Source organism: Pseudoalteromonas sp. S3785 (assembly GCF_005887365.1).
GTDB lineage: Bacteria > Pseudomonadota > Gammaproteobacteria > Enterobacterales > Alteromonadaceae > Pseudoalteromonas.
The window spans coordinates 1-21,809 of record NZ_PNCT01000093.1 but is presented as its reverse complement, the minus strand read 5'-3'; the positions used below and the strand labels follow the sequence as shown (position 1 = coordinate 21,809).

Here is a 21,809-nt window from a genome sequence, read left to right as displayed (position 1 = left end):
AGCCGTTGTTATTTGAGTAACTTACTATCCTACTATTAAACAGTGAGGGCAATTATTTAAAGTTGAATTAACTGATATCTGGTACGGATGGAATGTTACATTATTACACTTTAATGAATTTAGCAAAGCACCGCACTTTTAGCGGGTTATTTCCTTTACTATAGATTTAATAAAAAACACGGGAATAAAATAATGGTTTCTAGAAGAGAGTTTTTATTTAGTGCAGGCTCGCTTGCGTTTATTGGCTTATCACGCAGCGCAATGGGTAATGTTGCTTTACCTAAAGTAACAACTAAGCTGCCCGCTTATGGCCCATTAATAGCCGATCCTCAGGCCTTATTAGACTTACCTAAAGGCTTTAGTTATCAGGTTATATCTAAGCTTGGCGATAAAATGGATGATGGTTTAGATGTGCCCGATCGGGCCGATGGCATGGGCTGTATTGCATTAGATAACGAACGCGTAGCCCTTATCCGTAATCATGAATTACAGCCTAAACACATTGATACAGCGTCTGACTTAATTAGTAATCACAAAAGCCCCTTAGCCTATGATTCACTTGAAAATGGTGTAGCTTTGCCTGGGGGCACTAGTCATATAATTTTTAACTTAAAAGAGCAAAAACGCGAGCAAGAATATTTATCGCTATGTGGCACAATACGAAACTGCTCAGGCGGTGTAACTCCGTGGGGGAGTTGGCTAACGTGCGAAGAAACCGTTATGGATAAAAGCGATGGTTTGTCACAATCTCATGGTTACATTTTTGAAGTTCCAGCCAGTGCCAAAGGCTTAATTAAGCCAGAGCCATTATATGATATGGGCCGATTTAACCATGAAGCCGCAGCGATAGACCCACAAACCGGTATTGTTTATTTAACTGAAGATAGAGGCGATAGTTTGTTTTATCGGTTTATTCCTCATCATCGCGATAAGTTAAATAAAGGCGGCACATTGCAAGCTATGGTAATTAAAAACCAGCCCCAGTTTGATAGCCGAAATTGGGACTCTCCGGCCATGCCACTACACAGCGACCTTTTGGTTGAATGGATAACACTTACAGACCCTAAAAGCCCAAATGATGACTTACGCAAGCAAGGCTATAAAAAAGGCGCAGCCTTATTTGCACGGGGAGAGGGGATACATTGGGGTAAAAATGAGCTTTATTTTTGCTGTACTAATGGGGGCAAAAAGCAGTTAGGTCAGGTAATGAAGTACACACCATCAAAAAACGAAGGTACTGAGTTAGAGCAAAATGAACCTGGCAAAATACAACTATTTGTAGAAAGTACAAACGAGTCGTTATACAACTTTGGTGATAATTTAACGGTAGCGCCTAATGGGCATTTAATTGTATGTGAGGATCAATATACTGATACGGTGAATAACCATTTACGCGGGGTAACACCTAAAGGAGAGGTGTATAACTTTGCTAAATTGCACACGCAAACAGAGCTTGCTGGAGCGTGTTTTTCACCTGACGGGCAAACCTTATTTGTAAATGTATACATGCCATCTAAAACGTTGGCTATTACTGGTCCTTGGGATAGTTTTAAGCTTTAAAGCGATAAAAAATACAAACGCTTAGCATGCTTATACTAGGGCGTGCTGAACTTTGTAGGTTGAAATTTGTTCAATCTAGGGGCGGTTAAATCGCGGCGCGAGGTTTGTAGCCTAGTGGGCTAAGTAAAAACCGAGCAAAGCTTCCGCGTCCTGCTCACGCCCCTTACCTACATCCATGTAGGCAACAAGGAGTTTATCGTCCCTAGAAAGAACCCAAAGGGTAGCGCATGTTTGGCATTTATGCTGCGTTATCGCCTATTTATGGGGAATAACCACACTTCATAGACTCTGCCTTGCCTAAAAACCAAACATGCTGCTGCAAATTCAATCATCAAAGATTAGCACGCCCTCGTTTGTACTTTAACAATCCTTGTAGATTTACCAAATCCGTTAGCAAGCTTTAATCATCCTTGGTGTATTTACTACATCCTTTATGTAATAAGTAACGGGTCCTTGTAGTTTGCACTTCATCCTGTACCAACTTATGTAACGTATCCTTGTATGATTATTAGTCCCTTAACACTTATTAACATTCCTTGTATGGCAAAGTAGGTAATCAATTAATGATTTAGTTTACCTGCAGACGATTCAATGTGAGCACGCACAAACCATTGAAATTGCTCCAAATCGCCAAGCTGGCTGGTGATCATGTCTTCAGATACAGGGTCTAATTCAGACAGCGTGCTAATGGCATTACGATGATCGGCGTTTACGCCACTGTATACTTTGTCTAATGCGCCCAAATGTTCAATTACAAAGGCTTTACCTAATGAGTATTCATCCCATGTGCGGCGATCTACAATTGACTTAGGTGTACCTTGTGGCGTACCGCCTAATGTAGCAATACGCTCTGCGATGGTGTCGGTCATTTCGCGAATAGCATCCACCTGCGGGTCTAACATTTCATGAACACCAATAAAACTAGGGCCCACTACATTCCAATGAATATGCTTTAAAGTAAGTTGTAAATCTAAAAGAGATACAAGTCGATTATCGAGTGTTTCAATTGTTTTTTTTGCTGTTTCGTTATCCATACCTGGGGCTGTAAATTCAATTGGGTGTTGTGAGTTACTCATAATGTCTCCCGTTATATAATGTGTTGTATGTAGCCATTGCTACTATTTAACTTGCAATACATGAAGCAAAGCCTATGCCTATTAGATTTGTTTATATAAACCATTGATAGTTAATGGTTTATTTTGATTTTTAGTGTAAGGTGAACAAAAGGAAGGGCGGAGATTATGAATTTTATGCACTGATTTTTGTAAATTCTGCATACTAGCAATAAAGTCGGAATGCGTGTGGTACGCGTTTAAATTAGACGGCGTTTAGAAAGGCATAATCGGTGTAGTGCAACTATTTTGCGTACTTAGTAGTTAATTTAGACCCGCATTACATAATCTTTAAAAGTTAGCTTTAGGGCGCACGCGTTTTAATATTTAAGTTAGACATAATTTATAAATTAAGCAGCTATATCTAAAAGGAGCCAATTGTGTGCCTGTGTTAAATTAGCACTCACACTTTATATTCATACAAAGCCTGTACAGTTCTTTGATTACTGCACTTAACTGCCTAAATTTAAAAAATCATTCTTTATACTTATTTAATCTCTTTAGTTGGTGAATGCTCACTGATATACTCCTGCCGCATTTTAATTGGGGTTATGTAAATAAATAATGAATTTTTTTAAAGCACTGTTTACAACATCTATACTGCTTTTGTCTCACTCAGCTCTAGCAGAAAATTGGAGCATCACACAGCTTCACACAAACTTTGGCGATGCCTTAAATCCTTTTACTGGGGAGTCGTCATTTACACGCACCTACACCATAGAGCATGCCTCAGAGCATGACTTGGGTGATAACTACTTTTTTATCGATTTTTTAAACGACAGCCTTAGTGATGATTTTCAAGATACGGGTATTTATGGCGAGTGGTACACAACACTTAGCTTATCAAAAGCCTTAGAGACTTCTTTAAAATACGGACCAATAAAAGACACAGGTTTAGTGTTTGGTATAAATGCCGGTGAAGAGGGATTAATGAAATACACCCCAGGCATAAAGCTCAGCTGGGATGCGCCATGCTTTGATTTTTTAACAACCACTTTTGCAGGCTATATTGATGCCAATGGTGGCGTTCAAAAAGATCTGTTAGCTAAACAAGATAACAGTATTTTTATAGACCTTGTTTGGGGTGCTCCTTTCTCGTTAGGTAGCCAAGCTTTTTACTTTACCGGCCACGTTGAATACATCTCTGGGCGTAATGATGAGTTAGACAATAAAGTTAATGAATGGCTACTTGCGCAGCCTGCAGTGTATTGGGATGTTGGGCAAAACTTTAATTTAGATGCTAAGCAATTAATGGTGGGAGCTGAATGGCGTTATTGGTACAACAAGCTTGGTACAGCTGACATAGAAAACCAGCCCTTTTTACATGCCATTTGGGTATTTTAAGCAAAGCATGCTTTGCTAGGCTGATAAAAAAATAGCGCCTTTTGGCGCTATTTTTGTCAGTGTGGTTGGAACTATAAATGGTTGGTTTTACTCGTAACCACGAGGTTTTTTGGTTTTTATTACTGCGATGTAAGCATGCCAGCTGGCATAGCTTAGCAAAGGCATAATTACAATAAAGCCCGCGGCGCCGGTAGCAAAGCCGATGGCTACGAGTAAAAATATACAAATAGACCACACCACCATAGCGGCAAAGTTAGTTTTAACAGCGTTCATAGAACTTATGACTGCGGTCATAATATCTACTCGGCGCTCCATCATTATTTGCGGAGCAAAAGCAGAAAGCGAAAATACAGTTACAAGCAATACACCACCTATTAAACTGCCTAGCGTTAAAAACGCTGATAATTCTTCAAAGGTGGGATTGGCATGGCTAGGATATAAAGCATGCACAAGCGCGGCTAATCGCATCCAAGCTATCATGATCACCATTAGCATTATTGCAAAACCCCATTCGCCTGCAGGGTTTCTAAACATCGACTTAATAGAGTGGCTTAATGTGGGTTTATGCCCTTTCTCAAGCTCCCATGCTACATCGTAAAGACCTGCCGCAAAGGCAGGGCCTATTAATGCAAATGCCACGGTTGCGGGCAGTATCACTAAATAAGTCCCTGTAAACATTGCCGAGTAAATAATAGCTACAGGAATTAGGGTAAATATAACCCCGTAAATTAGGCTCAATATGGGCGCACGGGTCATGTCTTTAAACGCCAGTGCGAGCCAGTGAAAAGCTGCAAATGTGTTTACCTTATTGCATTCAATGCAGCGGGCAAATTCAGAGTGTTTATTAATCGTATTTGTTGTTGGCATAACAACGCTCCTTAACAAGGTGTCTCTTAAAGGTTTAGAACACATTGGCTTTATTTACAAATAGAACAACATATACGCAACAAAAAATATTTTCGGTCAATTTATATACTAATTTGGTTTTGAAAGCTGTTATTGGTGAGAAAAGTTAAAGGCTAATTCAGTAAGTAGGTATAAATTTGTAATTTGGTTAATAAAAAGTTAATAAGTGGTGCTGGTAAGCTTTTTTAATTACAACCAGTCTAACAGGAATAATAAAATGGACGAGATAATACATAATATTGATGTAAATCAGTATTTGCCCGCAGCAATAATGTGGGCAACAAATATTCTAATGGCAATCGTTATATTACTAATAGGTTTATGGTTTGCAGGCAAAGTGCGTAATATGATTGTAAGTTTATGCCATAAATACACTCATTTTGATGACACACTATTTAGGTTTTTAGGTAGCATGGCGCGCTATGTTATTTTAGCGTTTGTATTTATTGCCGTGTTAAACCGCTTTGGTGTGCAAACAGCTTCAATTATTGCACTATTAGGTGCAGCAGGCTTAGCTATAGGGTTAGCACTGCAAGGTGCTATGTCTAACTTGGCTGCAGGTGTGATGCTACTTATATTCAGACCTTATAAAGTAAACGACTTTATAGAAGCTGCAGGGCGCTTTGGTAAAGTTACCGAGGTTGATATGTTTACCACTATTTTGCAAACGTTCGATAATCAGCAAGTGATTATCCCCAATAGCCAGATTTGGGGAGCGCAGATTATTAATCATTCGCACCATCCTATTCGCGGCGTAGATATGCATTTTGGTGTGGCATACGATGAAAACACCGATGCGGTTCGCAAGGTTATTGATAGCGTGCTAGAGGCTCACCCACATATTTTAAAAGACCCAGCCCCTTTTGTTGAAGTAGAAACACTTAACAATAGCTCGGTAGACTTTTTAGTAAGGCCGTTTTGTAAAGGTGAGCACTACTTTGAAATTTTATACACAGTGCCCGAGCTGATTAAAAAAGCCCTTGATGATAACAATATCGAAATTCCATTCCCGCATCGTAAAGTTATTTTAGTTAACGAGAATAAAGACTAATATAAATCCTTTTTAAAAAGAGCACTTTTAAGTGCTCTTTTTTTGTCTGAAAAAGTTACATGCTTGTGTAAATTTTACTTTTATAAATTAGCCAAAATACGACTTTGTTACCTTTACCCTCCTTTTTTACTAGGTTAGTAGGCTGGTCTTGATATTGCATTTGCAAGGTCGCTTTTAGTTTTAAAGCTTATAAAAACTATTGACCCATTAAATCAAATTGTATGAAGGACTAAACATGGCTGAATCATTTAAATACGCAGGCAATAAAGGGCATGGCGGCGAGTTGCATCAAAAGGCGTCGGATGAACACCCTGCCATGACTACCGCGCAGGGCTGCCCTGTAAGCGACGACCAAAATTCATTGCGTGCGGGCAAGCGCGGCCCAGGGCTTCTGGAAGATCACGTAATGCGCGAAAAATTATTTCACTTTGATCACGAACGCATTCCAGAACGTGTGGTCCACGCAAGAGGGTACGGCGCACACGGATATTTTGAAACTTACGACACGCTTGAAGATTTAACCTGTGCAGATATTTTTCAGCGCAAAGGTGAAAAAACGCCAGTGTTTGCACGATTCTCAACTGTGGCAGGAAATAAAGGGTCTCCCGATTTAGCACGTGATGTTCGCGGCTTTGCTGTTAAATTTTACACCAAAGAAGGAAACTGGGATTTAGTGGGTAACAACATACCTGTATTTTTTATTCAGGATGCGATGAAGTTTCCTGATTTAATTCACTCTGCTAAGGCTGAACCAGACCGTGGTTTTCCGCAAGCACAAACCGCGCACGATAACTTTTGGGATTTTGTGAGTTTATCGCCCGAGTCGGTACATATGCTCATGTGGGCCATGTCAGATAGAGCTATACCGCGATCTTTACGCTTTATGGAAGGCTTTGGTGTACATACCTTTAAATTTATTAATGCCAAAGGTGATGAGAAATTTGTTAAGTTTCATTGGAAACCAAAAGCCGGTATGCAGTCAGTTGTGTGGAATGAAGCACTTAAACTGAATGGCGCCGATCCTGACTTTCATCGCAGAGACATGTGGGAGTCTATTGGTAAAGGCGACTTCCCAGAGTGGGAGCTAGGCGTACAGGTGTTTGACCAACAATTTGCAGATGAATTTGAATTTGATGTTTTTGATTCCACTAAACTTATACCGGAAGAGCAAGTGCCCGTAAAAATTGTCGGGCGCATGGTACTTGACCGCGTAGTTGACAACTTTTTTGCCGAAACAGAGCAAGTTGCATTTTGTACACAAAACATTGTGCCGGGGCTTGATTTTACACCCGACCCATTACTGCAAGGACGTAATTTTTCGTATTTAGATACGCAAACCAAGCGCTTAGGCGGCCCTAACTTTACGCATATTCCGGTTAATGCGCCTAAATGTCCGATGCGCCATTTTCAACAAGATGGTCATATGGCAATGCATAACCCTAAAGGGCGTGTTAACTACGAGCCAAACTCGTGGAGCGGCGATGAACATAACCCACGCGAATGCCCAGTGCATGGCTTTAAAAGCTCAAGCGAGCCAGAAGTAAGCGGTGGAGATAAGCTGCGTTATCGCTCAGAAACATTTAGCGATCACTACAGTCAAGCTCGCCAATTTTACTTAAGCCAAACAGAAGTAGAGCAAGCGCACATTCAATATGCGTTTGTATTTGAGCTTTCAAAAGTAGAGCATGTGCCGATTCGTGAACGAGTGGTTTCGCATTTATTAAACGTAGACAAAACATTAGCGCAAGAAGTGGCTAAGGGTCTACGCCTGCAAGACATGCCAGAGCCTGCAGAAGCGGCTATGCCAACGCGTAACGATTTACCTGTGTCGGATGCACTTAGTATTTTAAAAAATACGCCTAATACCTTTAAAGGTCGTAAGTTAGGTATTTTAGTAAGCGATGGTTTTGATGCCGATATTTTCAATTCAGTTATAAATGCCTTAGACGCTGAAGGCTCTAACTACGAAATTGTGGCCGCACAAGTGGGTGGAGCATGTTGTAGTAAAGGTAAGCATGTAGCAGCTGATCAAGTAATTAATGGCGGCCCTTCGGTGCTTTACGATGCGGTGATGGTACTTGCAACGCAAGAAGGCGCTAAGAAGCTTGCCGGTATTCCTGAGGCTAAGGACTTTGTGAACGATGCATTCGCGCATATGAAGTATATAGGCTATACACAAGATGCTATGGCATTGTTTGAAGCCGCAGGGCTTGATGATGGTAAAGTTGATGATGGTTGGATAGATTTAAACATGCACTCTGCAAATACCTTTATTGAAATATTACGCAACTTGAGATTTTGGCAGCGTTAACAAACAAGTGTTTGTAGAAAAGAAAAACCACACTTTGTAAAAAGTGTGGTTTTTTTATGAAAAGAGAGTGTTGTATGGGCTTTTTAGTGGTAAATAATAGGTTTATTACAAAACTCTATCACACTTATTGTTTTGACAACGTGGTGTTTAGTATTAGCCAAATAGCTTGCTATTACTTAATTATAAGAAATTCGCCGTTGTTAAAAAGCAAGTTAATACTCGCTGATAATTACTTATCGCTTTTAATAGTTTATTGTGCACGTTAAAGCGTTATTTTTTGTGCAGTAATGAAAGTCAGTATAATAGTGGGACTGTGTGGGCTTTTTATTGTACAAAATGTAGTCGTGCATTAATTTGGTGCTCAAGCGGCCCATTTCAAATGGATTTTGCCCTATGTTAGCCGAGGACACCCCTCTACTTAATACATTGAGTTGTATTTCTTCGGTATCGGCTGAGACGATTATAATATCTTTATTTTCAATCATTTGTTTGTATGGACCAAGCGCATTAACATAGTGTGGGTTAAACTGTGCAAACCCCGCTACAGCTAGAAAAATGGGTGGGTTATCCGTATTTAATAAACTCATCAACTGCTCTAGTGACTTTTCACGTTTACCCAAACTAAACATTGGGCAACGACTATCTTCGCGCCAGCCATTTTTTACCTGTTAGTTGTGTTTTGGCTTGCTCAGACAGTGCATACCTAACCCCAGCAATACGCTTGTTTAAATTAGGAGTGGTGTGGTGTCCCGACTGTATGCATATCGTATTATTTGCTTTATTGGTAAGTTTTTTTACTTGCTCGCCCAGGGCAACTCCAAAGTCGAAGTTATTACTCCCTACATAGGTTAGGCGGTACTGTTGGTGTTTTTCTAGCAGGTCAGAATCAAACGTTATAACGGGAATATTTTTACTTTTAAGTGCCACTAATGAGTGAGTGACTAAGTGCTGAGAGTCGGTTGTTGCTACGATTAAACCATCAATTCCTTGGTCAATTAATCTATTTATTGCCATAGTTTGGCTGTGAATATCTTGAAAGTCTTTTGGTCCATCGTACTTGCACTCGATTTCAGGATGCTCACGACCAAAGTGTAAACAGCCTTTGAATGCTTGCTGATAAAAGGTGTCATTTTTTGTTTTACCTACAATGCCAATTACAACTTTTGCCGCACTTTGGTGAGCCAATAAAACACACCAGCTTAAAAATAAGCATTTCAGAACTTTATACTTTTTAAGCGCTAAGCTAATTTTAGCTAACATTATAAAAGTCCTAATTATTTAAAAGTAGTAAGGTATATATTACAGCCAGTATAGTTATAGAACTTAAATTAGCTAGTTTGGATAAAGTGACTTAAATGGGTGCCACGTTGAAATAATTGTTTTTAGCCTATAGGCTGAATATATACACCCAAAACTAATGGAGAGCGTAATGACTGTTTCAGCAATTCCAAAAGGGTTTAGTTCAGTAACACCGTATTTAATTATAGAAGGCGCGCAGCAAGCTATATGCTTTTATTGCGATGCATTTGATGCACAACTTGTTATGCAAATGCCACTGCCAGAGGGCGGTATAGCCCATGCTGAAATTATTATAGGTGACTCGCACATTATGATTTCGGACTCATGTCCCGATGAGTCTTTTAAAAGCCCACAAAAACTTGGTGGAACGCCGGTAAGTTTAATGCTTTATGTAGATGATGTAGATAGCGTATTCAAAAAGGCAATTGAACTAGGAGCCACTGAAGTACGCCCAGTACATGACCAGTTTTATGGTGATAGAGCCGGCACCCTACAAGACCCATTCGGGCATGTTTGGACCATAGGCACCCACAAAGAAGATTTAAGCGAGCAAGAAATTAACCAACGAATGGCCGACTTAATGTCAAAAGAGCAAGATGCTTAGCGCAACTTGCCCTGCGGTTGAGTAATATTGTTTACCCTAAATTTATCGCTAAATATTTTATTTCGTCACCGTTTATTTGCGGTAAAAAATAAATATTTTGGTACTTAAAATATTGTTGCCTGTTAATCGTGACAGCCTCTGCAGAAATAGGGAGGGTGTCGTAGGTTTGGCCTAACTCATAATTTTTAGCACTGCCTACCTTTATAGCTTGGTTAACCACTATTTTAGGCTCATCAACCACTCTGTACCCATTATTATCTGCCACGTAATATACATTTTGGTAGGTGTAGTAAGTGGTATTATGGCGCTTAAAATGCGCGTAGTGCCTAGGTAATGAGCGTATTCTTAAACCTCTTGGTGGCTTAACAACATGGTAGCCTCTTTTCGCTTTACGATAATAAATACCGTCACTAAAGGTAAACGAAATACCATTAAATCTAATTGATGCACTGTTACGCGGTAAATGATTAAAATAATGCCCAGGTCTGTAGGTTACTACCTTGTGTCGGTTATGTTTAAAATAATTACGAGTGCGTTGCTGTTGTTTGTAATGGGCAACTTTGCGCTTTTGCTCTTTGCGGTGCTCTCGTTTGGCTTGCTTGCGCTCTTTATGGTCGTTTTTTTTATATTCTATACGCTGTTTTTTGTCATCGCGGCGCTCATCTCGTTTGTATTCGATGCGTTTTGCGCGCTCATTATTAAAACTTTTTGCGTTTTCTCGCTCATTGAGTGCTGCATATGCAGCGCCAGATACTGCACTTATGGCAAGTAGAGCAGGGAGTAATTGAGTCAGTTTCATACTAGTGCCTCGTGTATGTTGTTACATAACTGGGTTCAATACTAGCGCTTTAAACTGAATGGTAACTGACATGTAACCGATAACACGGCTGTGTTTACAGCTTTTTACTAACGTTTACTATCCTTGACACAAGCCAACGCTTTCTCACATTTTTGACGATTTTAGGCACTTTTATAAGGCTTTAAGCAGCGTAACTAATTGTTACGGCAAGTGCTTTTAACACTTGCTGTAAGTTGTATTTAACCTGAACGTTGGATAATAAATTTATCTCGAGCAGCTATTTTCAGCGCTAACTGTGTTGAATTTACTTGCAGTAGGCCAGCTATTGACGCGTAAATTCACCTTGTTTTTACTGAAAACCTCTGACTAAAGAGAATAAACTTGCATATCACTATGGTTAAATATTTTGGTAAGCCTATTAATTAGCGTTTTGGTTTTTCGGGTAAGGCGGTTTTTAATTGCGCCGGTGTCACGTTAAGTGTTCTTGCTACAATCGTTAAATCGGCATTAGGGCCACCAGCATTTTGCATTGCTTGCATAAGCGCCTTTTCGCTAACGCCAAGCTTTTTAGCAGCCTCAGCAAACCCAGGTGGTGACATCCCGCCATTAGGACCTCCGGCTTTAGGACTACCGCCACCAGGTGGTTCATGGCGCGTTATTTTAGTGCCTTCAGGTGGCTTAGCGCCTACACCCGCTTGTGCTGTGGTCGTAAAGTTGTTTTGTGCAACCACGCCTTTTAGGCACTTAGGTAAATTAGGGAACGTATTACTGGCATGATAGTGATAAGTAACTGTTTCGCTTTCACCCGTAGGGCCTATGTGGCCATTACAGCTATCAAGCTCGGCGGGGGTTGTGCCATCAATTTCTTGGCTTCCGTAAATCGGATAACCATCAAAGGCATAGCCAAATAGGGCGCTTGGCTTTTGCGTTAAATTATTACAGTTGGCGTTTACATGTTCGTGTTTATATACGCTGTCTATATCACTGGCGGTGCCGTGGTAGTGGTACCAACCACCCGGATCAATATGGCCTGCGCACGTATCAAGCGCGGGTAAATGCCCAGTATGTTGCACACTTGGCGCATCCGAAAAAATAGGCACACCCGCAAGCGCTATACCCACCTTAGATACTGTGCCCAACGCTGTTGATTGCTCAGACATAACAGGGTGCAGTGGTAAAAGGGCGGTAATTTCTACGCTTTTATCTACCGATACATTAATACATGCATGATCAACTGTTGGGCGAATAGTCGCGTTATCAACAATATGCACGTTGCCGTCTTCATCGTAAAAGGTATAACCTTGCTCGTTAAGCATAGTTAAAAATGCGTTATCTAATCTATATAAACCTGCGTCTGTGCCATCCCAATCCCAAATTCCGCCAACGTCGTCGAGCGTTTCTGGGCAAAAAGGGCCGACTTCAATGTTGTCGGGCTGATATTTTAAAACAACCTGGGCACACTGGGTTTGTAAGCCGTTTTCAAGCGTACACCCAACAGTTTGTGGCAGCTTTACCATGGCTTTAATATTAAAATCATCGGTATTAATAAGTGTGTTTTTGGCCGTTTTTTCTTGGGAGGTAGCTGCAGTATTATCGTTTTGGGCGTGTTCGCCACATGCAGATAAAAGTACAGCGCTACTTAATATACAAAGTGCTAGCTTAGCTTTTTTTGCGTTAATGCTACTTGCCACCGTTTGAGTGACTTTGGTTAAGCTCATACTTACCCCAAATACTGTTTAATTTCGTGTACCTAAGTATGGCAATAAATTGTGCAAATAAAATGAAAGTTTTAAAAGAGTTATTGATATGTCTAAGATGCATGGCTGGCTTTTAATTAACATTATTGAGCGTGGTTATTAAATTATTCAATAAAATTACACGATTAAATACAAAGTATAAAAGTACAAGTTAATTACTGCTGTTTTTACTTGCCCAAGGTTTACCTAATAAAGCTCCTTATAATTAGAGCTCAAAACGCAAAAAGCACAAACCTAGGTTTGTGCTTTTATATTTTACGGTTAAATAATTATATTTTTTCCCAGTAGGGTTCGTCACCAAAGTAGCCACTAAAGTAGTCTATAAAAGCCCTAACTTTTGGTGCTAATAAGCGTGAGCTTGGATAAACGCTCCAAATAGCGGTGTCGGATGCAAGTGGGTAGTCTTGTAAAATTTGTACCAATTCGCCGCTTTGTAATTTTTTATAGGCACACCAGCTCGACATTAACGTAATACCTAAGCCTTGCACGCACGCGTCGCGCACTGCTTCACCGTTGTCGGCTTGTAATACGTTATTCGTTTTAATGCTCTGTGTGCCCTCGGGTGTAATAAACGACCATGTCGTTAAACCATGTAAATTAACACAAGTATGATTTTTTAAATCTTGCGGTGTTGTTGGTGTGCCGTGTTTTGCAAGGTAATTGGGCGATGCGCAAATTAAGCGTTTATCGCGAGCGATTTTTCGGGCTATAAGGGTTGAATCATTAAGAGCAGCGTCACGTATTGCTATATCAAACCCGCCGCCGACCATATCAATAATGCTATCACTTAGACGTAAATCAATAGTGAGGTCGGGGTATTGTTCAATAAATCCAGCCAACGCAGGAATAATATGCATACGCCCAAACGAAGCAGGGGCCGTGATGCGTAATTTACCTTGTGGAGTTACGCTGCCAATTCCTACCGAGGCGCGCGCCATTTCTACATTGGCAAGGACTTCCTCGGCATGGGGTAAAAAAGCTTGCCCTTCTTCGGTTAATGACACTTTTCGGGTGGTGCGGTGCATTAACTTAACGCCTAAGGTTTCTTCGAGTTTGTTCATTTGTGCGCTAGATACCGCAGCAGAAAGCCCAAGCTCTTTTCCTGCAAGGCTAATATTATGCGTGTTAGCAATTCTGACAAATAGATTTAAATGGGCAATATTCATTATCAAATTTTTTTATAAAAAATAGTGTAAATTAATATATTATCAAAGAGGAGTGCAGTAAACGTTATCTTACTATTTTTTGATTAATCCCTGTTAACCCACTCTTAACCCTCGCCTTAATATACTGCGTGCAATGATGTAAATTAGGCATAATTAAATGGTTTATTTTAAAAAGCACTCAACTGTTTTATTGCTCGCATTAAGTTGTACACTTGCTGCGTGCAGTAGCCAACCAAGTTACACCGGTAATAGCACCGAGCAGTCGCTAAAGCAGCATTCAAATTGGCAGTACACACAAGATGATGCAACCGAGGTAAGTTATATTTCTGACTTAGTAAATATAGCGGGGCTTGATGCGCTTATAGAGCAAGCCGTTGCAAACAATCCATCATTTAACCAGGTATATGTTGCTTTAAAACTCGCTTATGCGCAACGCGATGTCACTGCTGCAAGCCAGTGGTTTAGCGTTAGTGCCGATTTTGATGCACAGCGCAATGAAACTACCGGCACGCAGTACAGTTCATCGGTAGGTGTGAGCTGGGAGGCCGACGTATGGCAGAAAATTGCTGATAACGTTGCCGCGCAAGACATGAACATAGCCAGTAATCAAGCAGCATATCAAAGCGCTAAAGATACGTTAGTAGCAAGTGTCATTCGTACTTATTTAAATATTATTTTGCAGCAAGATTTACTCAACATAGAGCAGCAGCGTTTAACGGTTTTAGAAAATAACGAGCAAAGTATTGTTGAGCGTTACCAATATGGATTAGGCGATTTAGAGGCTTTAGATACCGCACGTACCAATACCGCCTCTACTCGAGCCACTATTGCCGATTACCAAGAGCAAATAGCCCAAGCTAAACGAGCACTCGTTTTATTAGTAGGCGTTGATAAACTTGAAAACTTACCGACAACATCAACGTTTCCTGAAGTTATTGAGCCACTTAGCGCCTTACCAGAGCAAGATTTAGCACGCCGGCCTGATTTACAAAGTGCTTATTATAATATTCAAGCAAAACGTTATTTAGTTGATGTGGCCTACAAAGACTTACTGCCAAGTATTTCGCTTTCAGCTTCTCTGAGTGATTTAGCCACAACACCAAGCCAAGCATTGTTAACAAGCCCTGTATGGAATTTATTAGGCAGCTTAAGTGCGCCATTATTTGAAGGCGGAGCACTGCGTGCGCAGGTTGATGTAGCCAAGCTAAATGCTGAGCAAGCTTATTGGCAATACCAAGACACGCTACTTAGTGCGGTAAACGAAGTAGAAAACGCGTTGGGTCAAGAGCAATCATTAACGCAGCAGCAGCTACAAATAAGCAAAGCACTTACCAGCGCAAAGCGCAGCTTTAGCAATTACCAAAGTAAGTATCAACAAGGCTTGGTTGATATTTTAGACTTACTTACCGTGCAACAACAAGTGTACGACCTGCAAGCTCAGCTTAGCCAAATAAATTACACCCTTTTAACTAATCGTATCGATTTAGGTCTTGCTTTAGGCCTTGGAGCATCATCATGAAAATTTCCCCAATACCTGTTGTTGTAACCCTTATTGCAGTGGTATCTATAGGGATTGCTGTGGCATATAACAGTCATAAAATGGCGCAGCAGGCACGTGGTTCTAAACCTGCTCAAGTTGATGCTATAGCGCCGAATGTATCGGTGATTAACGCGATACCTGGTACTTATCAGGCATATGTTAGTGGCCACGGTGAAGCAAAAGCACACTGGACATTAACGTTAAAAGCGCAAGTTAAAGGTGAAGTCATCAATATGAGTGAGCAATTTGCCACTGGCAATTTAATTGCTAAAGACCAAGAGTTTGCACAAATTGACAACACCGAATACCTACAAGCCCTCGCAAGTACTAAAGCAGCACTTGCTGATGCAAAATTAGCGTTACAAAAAGAGCAAGATTTAGGAAGCCAAGCAAAGCGAGAGTGGGAACGCTCAGGGGTAACACAAGCACCTAGCTCGCCACTGGTATTTAGAACGCTTCAGCTAGAGGCCGCACAAGCCACACTTGATAACGCCCAATATGCACTGCAAACCGCCCAGCGTGATGAGAAAAACACCCATATAAGTGCGCCGTTTGATGCTGTGGTATTGTCTCGCGATATTGACCTTGGAACATACGTAAATATTGGCGATACCCTCGCTACATTAAACAGTACCGACAAAGTAGAAATTAGCGTGCCGCTTTCATTGAATCAGTGGCAAAACCTAGCAAGTGATAAAAGCAAAGAGGTTGTTTTAAGTGATGTAACAACCCAAAATCAGTGGCAAGGTTATATTGCACGATTTGAGCAGCACCTTGATGATAGTTCACGCCAGCGCAGCGTAGTGGTTGCCCTCGATAAACCTTTTGAACAAGCAACCCCTTTGTTACCCGGTACTTTTTTAGCTGTACAAATTGCCGGTAAAACGCTTGATAATGTTATTAAACTGCCAGCATCGGCTATTTCGCAAGAAGGCTTAATTTGGTATGTCAGTGAACAAAATACATTAGTAAGTACCACCGCAAATAAGGTTTTTGAGCGCAATGATTATGTTTATATATCGCCAATTGCTGGGCAAGGTAATTTACGTGTAGTGGCGCGCCCATTAGTGAGCTACCTAAACGAAATGCGGGTAAACCCCATTGTTGAGGAGATGCCATAATGAGTCCACATCAAGAACCACAATCGCCTAACTCACATAACCCGCTGCATGGCATTATTAATTGGTTTGCAAATAACTCAGTGGCTGCCAACTTATTACTGATAAGTGTTATTGTTGTGGGGGTTATGTCTTTATCCACCTTACGTAAAGAGGCATTTCCTAGTCTTGAGCCTGATACCATTTCGGTATCTGTGGTTTATGATAGCGGTGATGCCCTGCAAGCAGAAGAAGGCATAGCCCTAAAAGTAGAAGAAGCACTCGAAACCGTACCCGGTATTAAGCGTATCACCTCAACATCAGATGCTAGTGGCAGCCATGTAAGTATTGAGAAAAAAACGGATTACTCGCTTGATGAGCTACTTACTGATGTAAAAAACCAAGTTGATGCTATAAACAACTTTCCGGCAGATGCCGAGCAACCTGTTATAGATAAAGCTCGTAGGCAAGATCACGCATTATCGTTGCAATTATTTGGTGATGCCGATCGTCATACGTTACAAACCTTAGGTGAACAGCTTAAAGCCGATTTACTTGCTGAGTCAGGAATAAGTGACGTTACGCAGTCAGGTGTATTAGATCCTATGATGTCGATAGAAATCGACGAAGGTAAATTACAAGCCTACGGCTTAACTATCAGTGATGTAAGCGAAGTGATTAATAACGAATCATCAAGCCCGCTTTCAACAAGTCTACGTGATAGTAATAAGATTATTCGTTTAAAAGCAGCCGAGCAAGCTTATTGGCAGCGTGACTTTGCTGATATCGTTTTACTTACAACGCCTGCTGGCGCGCAAATTAAACTCGGTGATGTAGCAACTGTTACCGACAGTTTTGCTGAGGATACCAACTCACTAAGTCGTTATAATCAACAAAATGCCATAGGTATTGAAATACTTATGGATGAAAATAGCGATATAACCAGCATTGTTGAGCAAGCACAAAGTGTCATTGATAAATGGCACGAACGCGGGTTATTGCCGCAAAATGTAGAGCTTGAAAGCTGGCAAGATAAAAGCACTATGATCACTGAGCGCTTATCGTTGCTCACAAAAAATGCCGTAACTGGTATTATTATGGTGTTTGTTATTTTAGCCATATTTTTAAACGTACGCGTTGCCTTGTGGGTAGCTGGTGGTTTGCCATTTGTGTTTTTTGGTACGCTGTATTTTATGACCGACAGCTATACCGCACTTACTATTAACGAAATGACCACCTTTGGTTTTATTATGGCGCTGGGTATTGTAGTGGATGACGCCGTGGTCGTCGGGGAGAGTATTTACACGACTCGTAAAAAGCATGGTGATACGCTCAATAATACTGTTTTAGGCACTATGAAAGTAGCCGTCCCTACTATTTTTGGTGTACTAACGACGGTTGCTGCATTTATGGCGCTTTCTAATGTGTCGGGGAATTTAGGTAAAATATATGCGCAATTTGCAACCGTGGTCACCATTTGTTTGTTGCTGTCAGTGGTTGAGTCAAAGCTTATTTTACCCTCTCATTTGGCGCATATTAGTACCAAACGCCAGCTTAAATCAGGCATTAGTGGTTTATGGTCTAAAGTGCAACACGGTGCAGACAGTGGCTTAAACTGGTTTAGCGCGCACATTTATCGCCGTGTTATTGAATACTCACTGCGCTTTAGGTATGCAGTAGTGGCTGCGTTTATTGCCTTTTTTATATTGGTTATAGGCATGCCAATGACCGGTGCGGTTAAAGTGGGGTTTTTCCCAAGTATTCCTGGCGATACTGTTAGTGCTGAGCTGGTTATGCAAAATGATGTGGCTTACGGACAAACTAATAAAAACTTGTTAGCGCTTGAGCAAAGTGCCTTAAAAGCACAGCAAAATTTAATGGATAAGTATGACTCACAAGAAAGCGAAATTACGAGTTTACAAGTATTAAGTAGCAGCGATACCAGCGGCTCTGTAAGCGTTGAGTTATTAAATGAAGGTGAGTTTACCGCGACCGAATTTGCACAAGAATGGCAGCGTGTAGCAGGAACTCCCGAGGGCAGTAAAAAACTACAAGTATTAGCCACGCGCAAAATGGTCGATAACTTTAAAGTAGAGCTAAAAGCGTGGGATGACGAAACCGTTATGGCAGCAGGCGCTATTTTTAAAGAGCGCTTAGAGGGTATTGCAGGCGTTAATGGTATAGACGACAACTTCAACCCAGGGCAACCGCAACTTAAATTTACCCTTAATGCACAAGGGCGCGCACTAGGTATGGATACCGCAAGCTTATCACAGCAAGTGTTGCAAGCCTTTGGTGGAGCGATTGTACAGCGATACCAGCGCAATAAAGACGAAATTAAAGTACGTGTACGTTACCCTGAAAACGCCCGTAAAACACCTGCCGATATTATGCAATCTCGTATACGTTTGCCCGATGGTACAATTGTACCGCTGGTTAACGTAGCAAGTATAAGTAGTGAATACCAACAAGATGAAATAACCCGTATCGACGGCCTTCGTGCTATTTATTTAAGTGCCCAAGTAGATAAAAATGTTATAGCACCTAATGAATTAGTAGACAGCTTAACCCGCGACTTAGTACCGGAGTTAACTGCGCAGTTTCCAAACTTAAGTATTCACTTTGCCGGCGAAGCCGAAGAGCAAGACGAAACCACAGGCTCTATGAGCTCCATGTTTATAGCGGCATTACTGGTTATTTACGTGTTGTTGGCGATTCCACTTAAATCATATATTCAACCGGTGCTAATTATGGTGGCTATTCCATTTGGTATAGTGGGGGCTATTTTAGGTCATTGGTGGAACGACTTAACCATTAGTATATTATCGCTCAACGGTATTTTGGCGCTAAGTGGAGTTGTAGTAAACGACAGCTTATTACTTGTTTCGCGCTTTAACGAGTTAACAAAAGAAGAGGGTATGAATACGCACGATGCTATTGTTGAGTCGTGTACAAGCCGCTTGCGTGCAGTCATGCTTACCTCAGTAACAACGTACGCAGGCTTGATCCCGCTGTTAAGCGAGACCTCTTTGCAGGCGCAGTTTTTAATCCCTGCAGCGGCATCATTAGGCTACGGTATTTTGTTTGCTACTGTGATTACTCTTATCCTTATACCTGCATTATTAATGATTCAAACCGACATTAAGCGCCTACTTACCAATGTGTTACACTTTTTAAGTGGTAAGCGTACCCAAGGAGCCGCCTCTTAATGATAAACGTACTACTGGTTGAAGATGATATAGACCTAGCCACTACTATTGTTGATTATCTCGATATAGAAGACATATCGTGTGACCATGCAAGTAACGGTGTAATGGGGCTAAATTTAATAGAACATAATCAGTACCAAATGATTATTCTTGATATTAATATGCCCAAAATGGACGGCTTAACACTGTGCAAAAAGTTGCGTGAACAAGGCAAAAATACGTCCGTGTTAATGCTTACAGCACGCGATAGCCTTGATAACAAGCTAGAGGGCTTTGCCGCCGGCAGTGATGATTATTTAGTAAAGCCCTTTGCCATGAAAGAACTTGTAGCACGGGTGCAAGTACTTGCAAAGCGTAAAAGCGGTGAGGTAAAACGCCTTACTTTAGCCAATTTACAGTTAGACTTGGCCAAGCACTGTGCCATGGTAGAGGGGACTACTTTAAAGCTCTCGCCTATTGCTTTTAAGCTACTTGAAACGCTCGTGCGCGAAGCGCCACAGCCAGTTACACGTAGTGTCATTATGCAAGCCATATGGGGAGAAGAGCAGCCCGACAGTAATAGTTTAAAAGTGCATATTTATCATTTACGCAAGCAGCTAGAAGCTGCGACCCAGCAAGTAAAGCTAGAAACCATCCCCAATATTGGCTTTGCGATAAAAACAGTGCAAGGAGATGCACAATGAAAATAAGACCCAGCTTGAGGCTTTATTTTTTTGCCAGCATGCTGGTATTAAGTTCGATTATGGCCATCGGTTTCTCGTTTTTGAGTGTTAACTATTTTGTTGATGGTTTAGATAAAGGCTTAAATGGTGTTATGTTTGCGCTATCGCAAACGGCAGAGGTTGAAGATGGACAACCAATTGAAATGGTTGGGTTTAGCATAGCGAGTCGCTGGGAAGATATGCCAAAGGAGATAAAGCAACGATTTATAAAACCAACTCATAATGGTGTACTTCAAAAGAAGGCCGACAAGCCATCTTTTTTTTCGATGCCTGAAAACCTATTTTTTGCCGTGTATTATCAAAACGAAGCTGGAGAGTCGCGTTATGTATCGCGCATCATGCTCGAAAAAGAGCGCCCCAAAAAACCAGTCACTGATAAAAAGCCAATACAAAGGGTGTTTTGGGTAGCCTTAACGGCACTTGCAGCTATTACATTGTTTGCATTTTTTTTATTTATGGTTATGAAAAAAATAGCTAAGCCAATTGAGTCATTAAAAAAGTGGGCTAAATCGCTTAGCCAAGCTAATTTGCAACAAACGCCACCGGATTTTACTTACAACGAACTAAATACACTGGCCACGCTAATACGTAGTAGTTTGCTTTCAGCGCACGAAAGTGTAGATCGCGAACAGCGCTTTTTAAGCTATGCTAGCCACGAGTTGCGTACGCCTATTTCGGTTATTCGTAGCAATGTTGAGCTACTCAATCGTTTAAGCGAAAAAGACCCGTTAAGTGATAAACAGCAGCTAACCGTTAAGCGAATAGAGCGCGCCGGTTTAACCATGAGCGATTTAACGAATACGTTACTTTGGCTTAGCAGAGGTGATGAACAGCAAGGTGAAATTGAGCAGGTCGATCTCAGTGAAAAAATAACCACATTAAGTAACGAGCTTGGTTATTTATTAAATGCTAAACAGGTTACTGTACTTATAAGTTCAGACCAACAACACAGTGTAGTTAGTACGGAGCCTACAGCTTGTCATATTGTGCTAACTAACTTAATTCGTAACGCTTATCAGCATACGCAAAACGGGCAGGTGCATATTACGCAACAAGGCAGCAAGGTTACGGTAGTAAATTGCAGCACTCAAAACGGAGAAGCTTTTATAAGTGATGACACCACAAAAAACACCAGTATAGGTTACGGGCTTGGTTTGCAGTTAAGTGAAAAAGTAATAAAGCGCCACGGCTGGTTTTATGAGGTAAACGACCTACCAGGGCGCTATGAGGTCGTGGTTGACTTTAGCTAGGGCCTGTTGACCTTTCAGGATTAAAATTTGTTCAATCTAGGGGCCATTTAAACGCGGCGCGAGGTTTGTAACCTAGTGGGCG

At 41.1% G+C, this 21,809-nt stretch carries 17 protein-coding genes; 10 read left to right on the top strand and 7 right to left on the bottom strand.

The genetic code is table 11. The features are described from left to right. The first annotated feature begins 192 nt into the window (after positions 1-192). The gene (locus CWC17_RS18200) at positions 193-1,560 is read left to right on the top strand and encodes an alkaline phosphatase PhoX (protein WP_138614501.1); all 1,368 of its coding nucleotides are present in this window, start codon (positions 193-195) and stop codon (positions 1,558-1,560) included. A 560-nt stretch (positions 1,561-2,120) separates the two neighbouring features. Here the strand turns inward: CWC17_RS18200 and dps are convergent. Continuing rightward, positions 2,121-2,636 (bottom strand): DNA starvation/stationary phase protection protein Dps, encoded by a 516-nt coding sequence (gene dps / locus CWC17_RS18195; protein WP_055016379.1) that lies wholly within the window; start codon positions 2,634-2,636, stop codon positions 2,121-2,123. A gap of 600 nt (positions 2,637-3,236) precedes the next feature. On the opposite strand from dps, the gene CWC17_RS18190 reads away from it, so the two are divergent. Continuing rightward, complete coding sequence (locus CWC17_RS18190) at positions 3,237-4,016, top strand: nucleoside-binding protein (RefSeq protein ID WP_138614499.1); 780 nt, start codon at positions 3,237-3,239, stop codon at positions 4,014-4,016. Between the two features lie 87 nt (positions 4,017-4,103). Here the strand turns inward: CWC17_RS18190 and CWC17_RS18185 are convergent, their stop codons facing one another. Then, entirely contained in the window at positions 4,104-4,883 is a 780-nt protein-coding gene (locus CWC17_RS18185; protein ID WP_138614497.1) for a DUF2189 domain-containing protein, read from the bottom strand. A gap of 256 nt (positions 4,884-5,139) precedes the next feature. On the opposite strand from CWC17_RS18185, the gene CWC17_RS18180 reads away from it, so the two are divergent. Together CWC17_RS18180 and CWC17_RS18175 are read left to right on the top strand one after the other, a co-directional pair. Continuing rightward, on the top strand, positions 5,140-5,973 hold the full coding sequence (locus CWC17_RS18180; protein WP_138614495.1) for a mechanosensitive ion channel family protein: 834 nt from the start codon (positions 5,140-5,142) through the stop codon (positions 5,971-5,973). A gap of 235 nt (positions 5,974-6,208) precedes the next feature. After that, positions 6,209-8,284: a catalase gene (locus CWC17_RS18175; protein WP_138614493.1), complete on the top strand. Its 2,076-nt coding sequence runs from the start codon at positions 6,209-6,211 to the stop codon at positions 8,282-8,284. Between the two features lie 242 nt (positions 8,285-8,526). Here CWC17_RS18175 and CWC17_RS19610 read toward each other — a convergent pair whose 3' ends face one another. Both CWC17_RS19610 and CWC17_RS19605 read right to left on the bottom strand, forming a co-directional pair. Further along, positions 8,527-8,913 (bottom strand): type 1 periplasmic-binding domain-containing protein, encoded by a 387-nt coding sequence (locus CWC17_RS19610; RefSeq protein WP_249935942.1) that lies wholly within the window; start codon positions 8,911-8,913, stop codon positions 8,527-8,529. Positions 8,914-8,923: 10 nt separating this feature from the next. Continuing rightward, positions 8,924-9,544, bottom strand: a complete 621-nt coding sequence (locus CWC17_RS19605; protein ID WP_249935941.1) for a substrate-binding domain-containing protein — start codon at positions 9,542-9,544, stop codon at positions 8,924-8,926. A gap of 169 nt (positions 9,545-9,713) precedes the next feature. Here CWC17_RS19605 and CWC17_RS18165 point away from each other — a divergent pair, with 169 nt between their 5' ends. Beyond that, positions 9,714-10,187, top strand: coding sequence for a VOC family protein (locus tag CWC17_RS18165; RefSeq protein WP_138614490.1), 474 nt, complete (start codon positions 9,714-9,716; stop codon positions 10,185-10,187). 31 nt (positions 10,188-10,218) lie between these two features. Here the strand turns inward: CWC17_RS18165 and CWC17_RS18160 are convergent, their stop codons facing one another. The 3 genes from CWC17_RS18160 to CWC17_RS18150 form a co-directional block, all read right to left on the bottom strand. Continuing rightward, positions 10,219-10,986, bottom strand: coding sequence for a DUF6515 family protein (locus tag CWC17_RS18160; protein WP_138614488.1), 768 nt, complete (start codon positions 10,984-10,986; stop codon positions 10,219-10,221). Between the two features lie 422 nt (positions 10,987-11,408). Further along, positions 11,409-12,704 carry a YHYH protein gene (locus CWC17_RS18155; RefSeq protein WP_138614486.1) on the bottom strand — a complete coding sequence of 432 codons (1,296 nt, stop codon included), beginning with the start codon at positions 12,702-12,704 and terminating at the stop codon, positions 11,409-11,411. A gap of 308 nt (positions 12,705-13,012) precedes the next feature. After that, the gene (locus tag CWC17_RS18150) at positions 13,013-13,909 is read right to left on the bottom strand and encodes a LysR family transcriptional regulator (protein ID WP_138614484.1); all 897 of its coding nucleotides are present in this window, start codon (positions 13,907-13,909) and stop codon (positions 13,013-13,015) included. A gap of 157 nt (positions 13,910-14,066) precedes the next feature. Between CWC17_RS18150 and CWC17_RS18145 the strand changes: the two genes are divergently transcribed. The 5 genes from CWC17_RS18145 to CWC17_RS18125 are packed head-to-tail and all read left to right on the top strand — an operon-like array spanning position 14,067 to position 21,727. Next, positions 14,067-15,428: a TolC family protein gene (locus tag CWC17_RS18145; protein ID WP_138614482.1), complete on the top strand. Its 1,362-nt coding sequence runs from the start codon at positions 14,067-14,069 to the stop codon at positions 15,426-15,428. Beyond that, positions 15,425-16,570: an efflux RND transporter periplasmic adaptor subunit gene (locus tag CWC17_RS18140; RefSeq protein WP_138614480.1), complete on the top strand. Its 1,146-nt coding sequence runs from the start codon at positions 15,425-15,427 to the stop codon at positions 16,568-16,570. Before CWC17_RS18145 ends, CWC17_RS18140 begins: the two co-directional genes overlap by 4 nt. Beyond that, on the top strand, positions 16,570-19,755 hold the full coding sequence (locus tag CWC17_RS18135) for an efflux RND transporter permease subunit (protein WP_138614478.1): 3,186 nt from the start codon (positions 16,570-16,572) through the stop codon (positions 19,753-19,755). Before CWC17_RS18140 ends, CWC17_RS18135 begins: the two co-directional genes overlap by 1 nt. Beyond that, the gene (locus CWC17_RS18130) at positions 19,755-20,438 is read left to right on the top strand and encodes a response regulator transcription factor (protein ID WP_138614476.1); all 684 of its coding nucleotides are present in this window, start codon (positions 19,755-19,757) and stop codon (positions 20,436-20,438) included. Before CWC17_RS18135 ends, CWC17_RS18130 begins: the two co-directional genes overlap by 1 nt. Continuing rightward, the gene (locus CWC17_RS18125; protein WP_138614474.1) at positions 20,435-21,727 is read left to right on the top strand and encodes a sensor histidine kinase; all 1,293 of its coding nucleotides are present in this window, start codon (positions 20,435-20,437) and stop codon (positions 21,725-21,727) included. Before CWC17_RS18130 ends, CWC17_RS18125 begins: the two co-directional genes overlap by 4 nt. Positions 21,728-21,809: the final 82 nt, after the last annotated feature.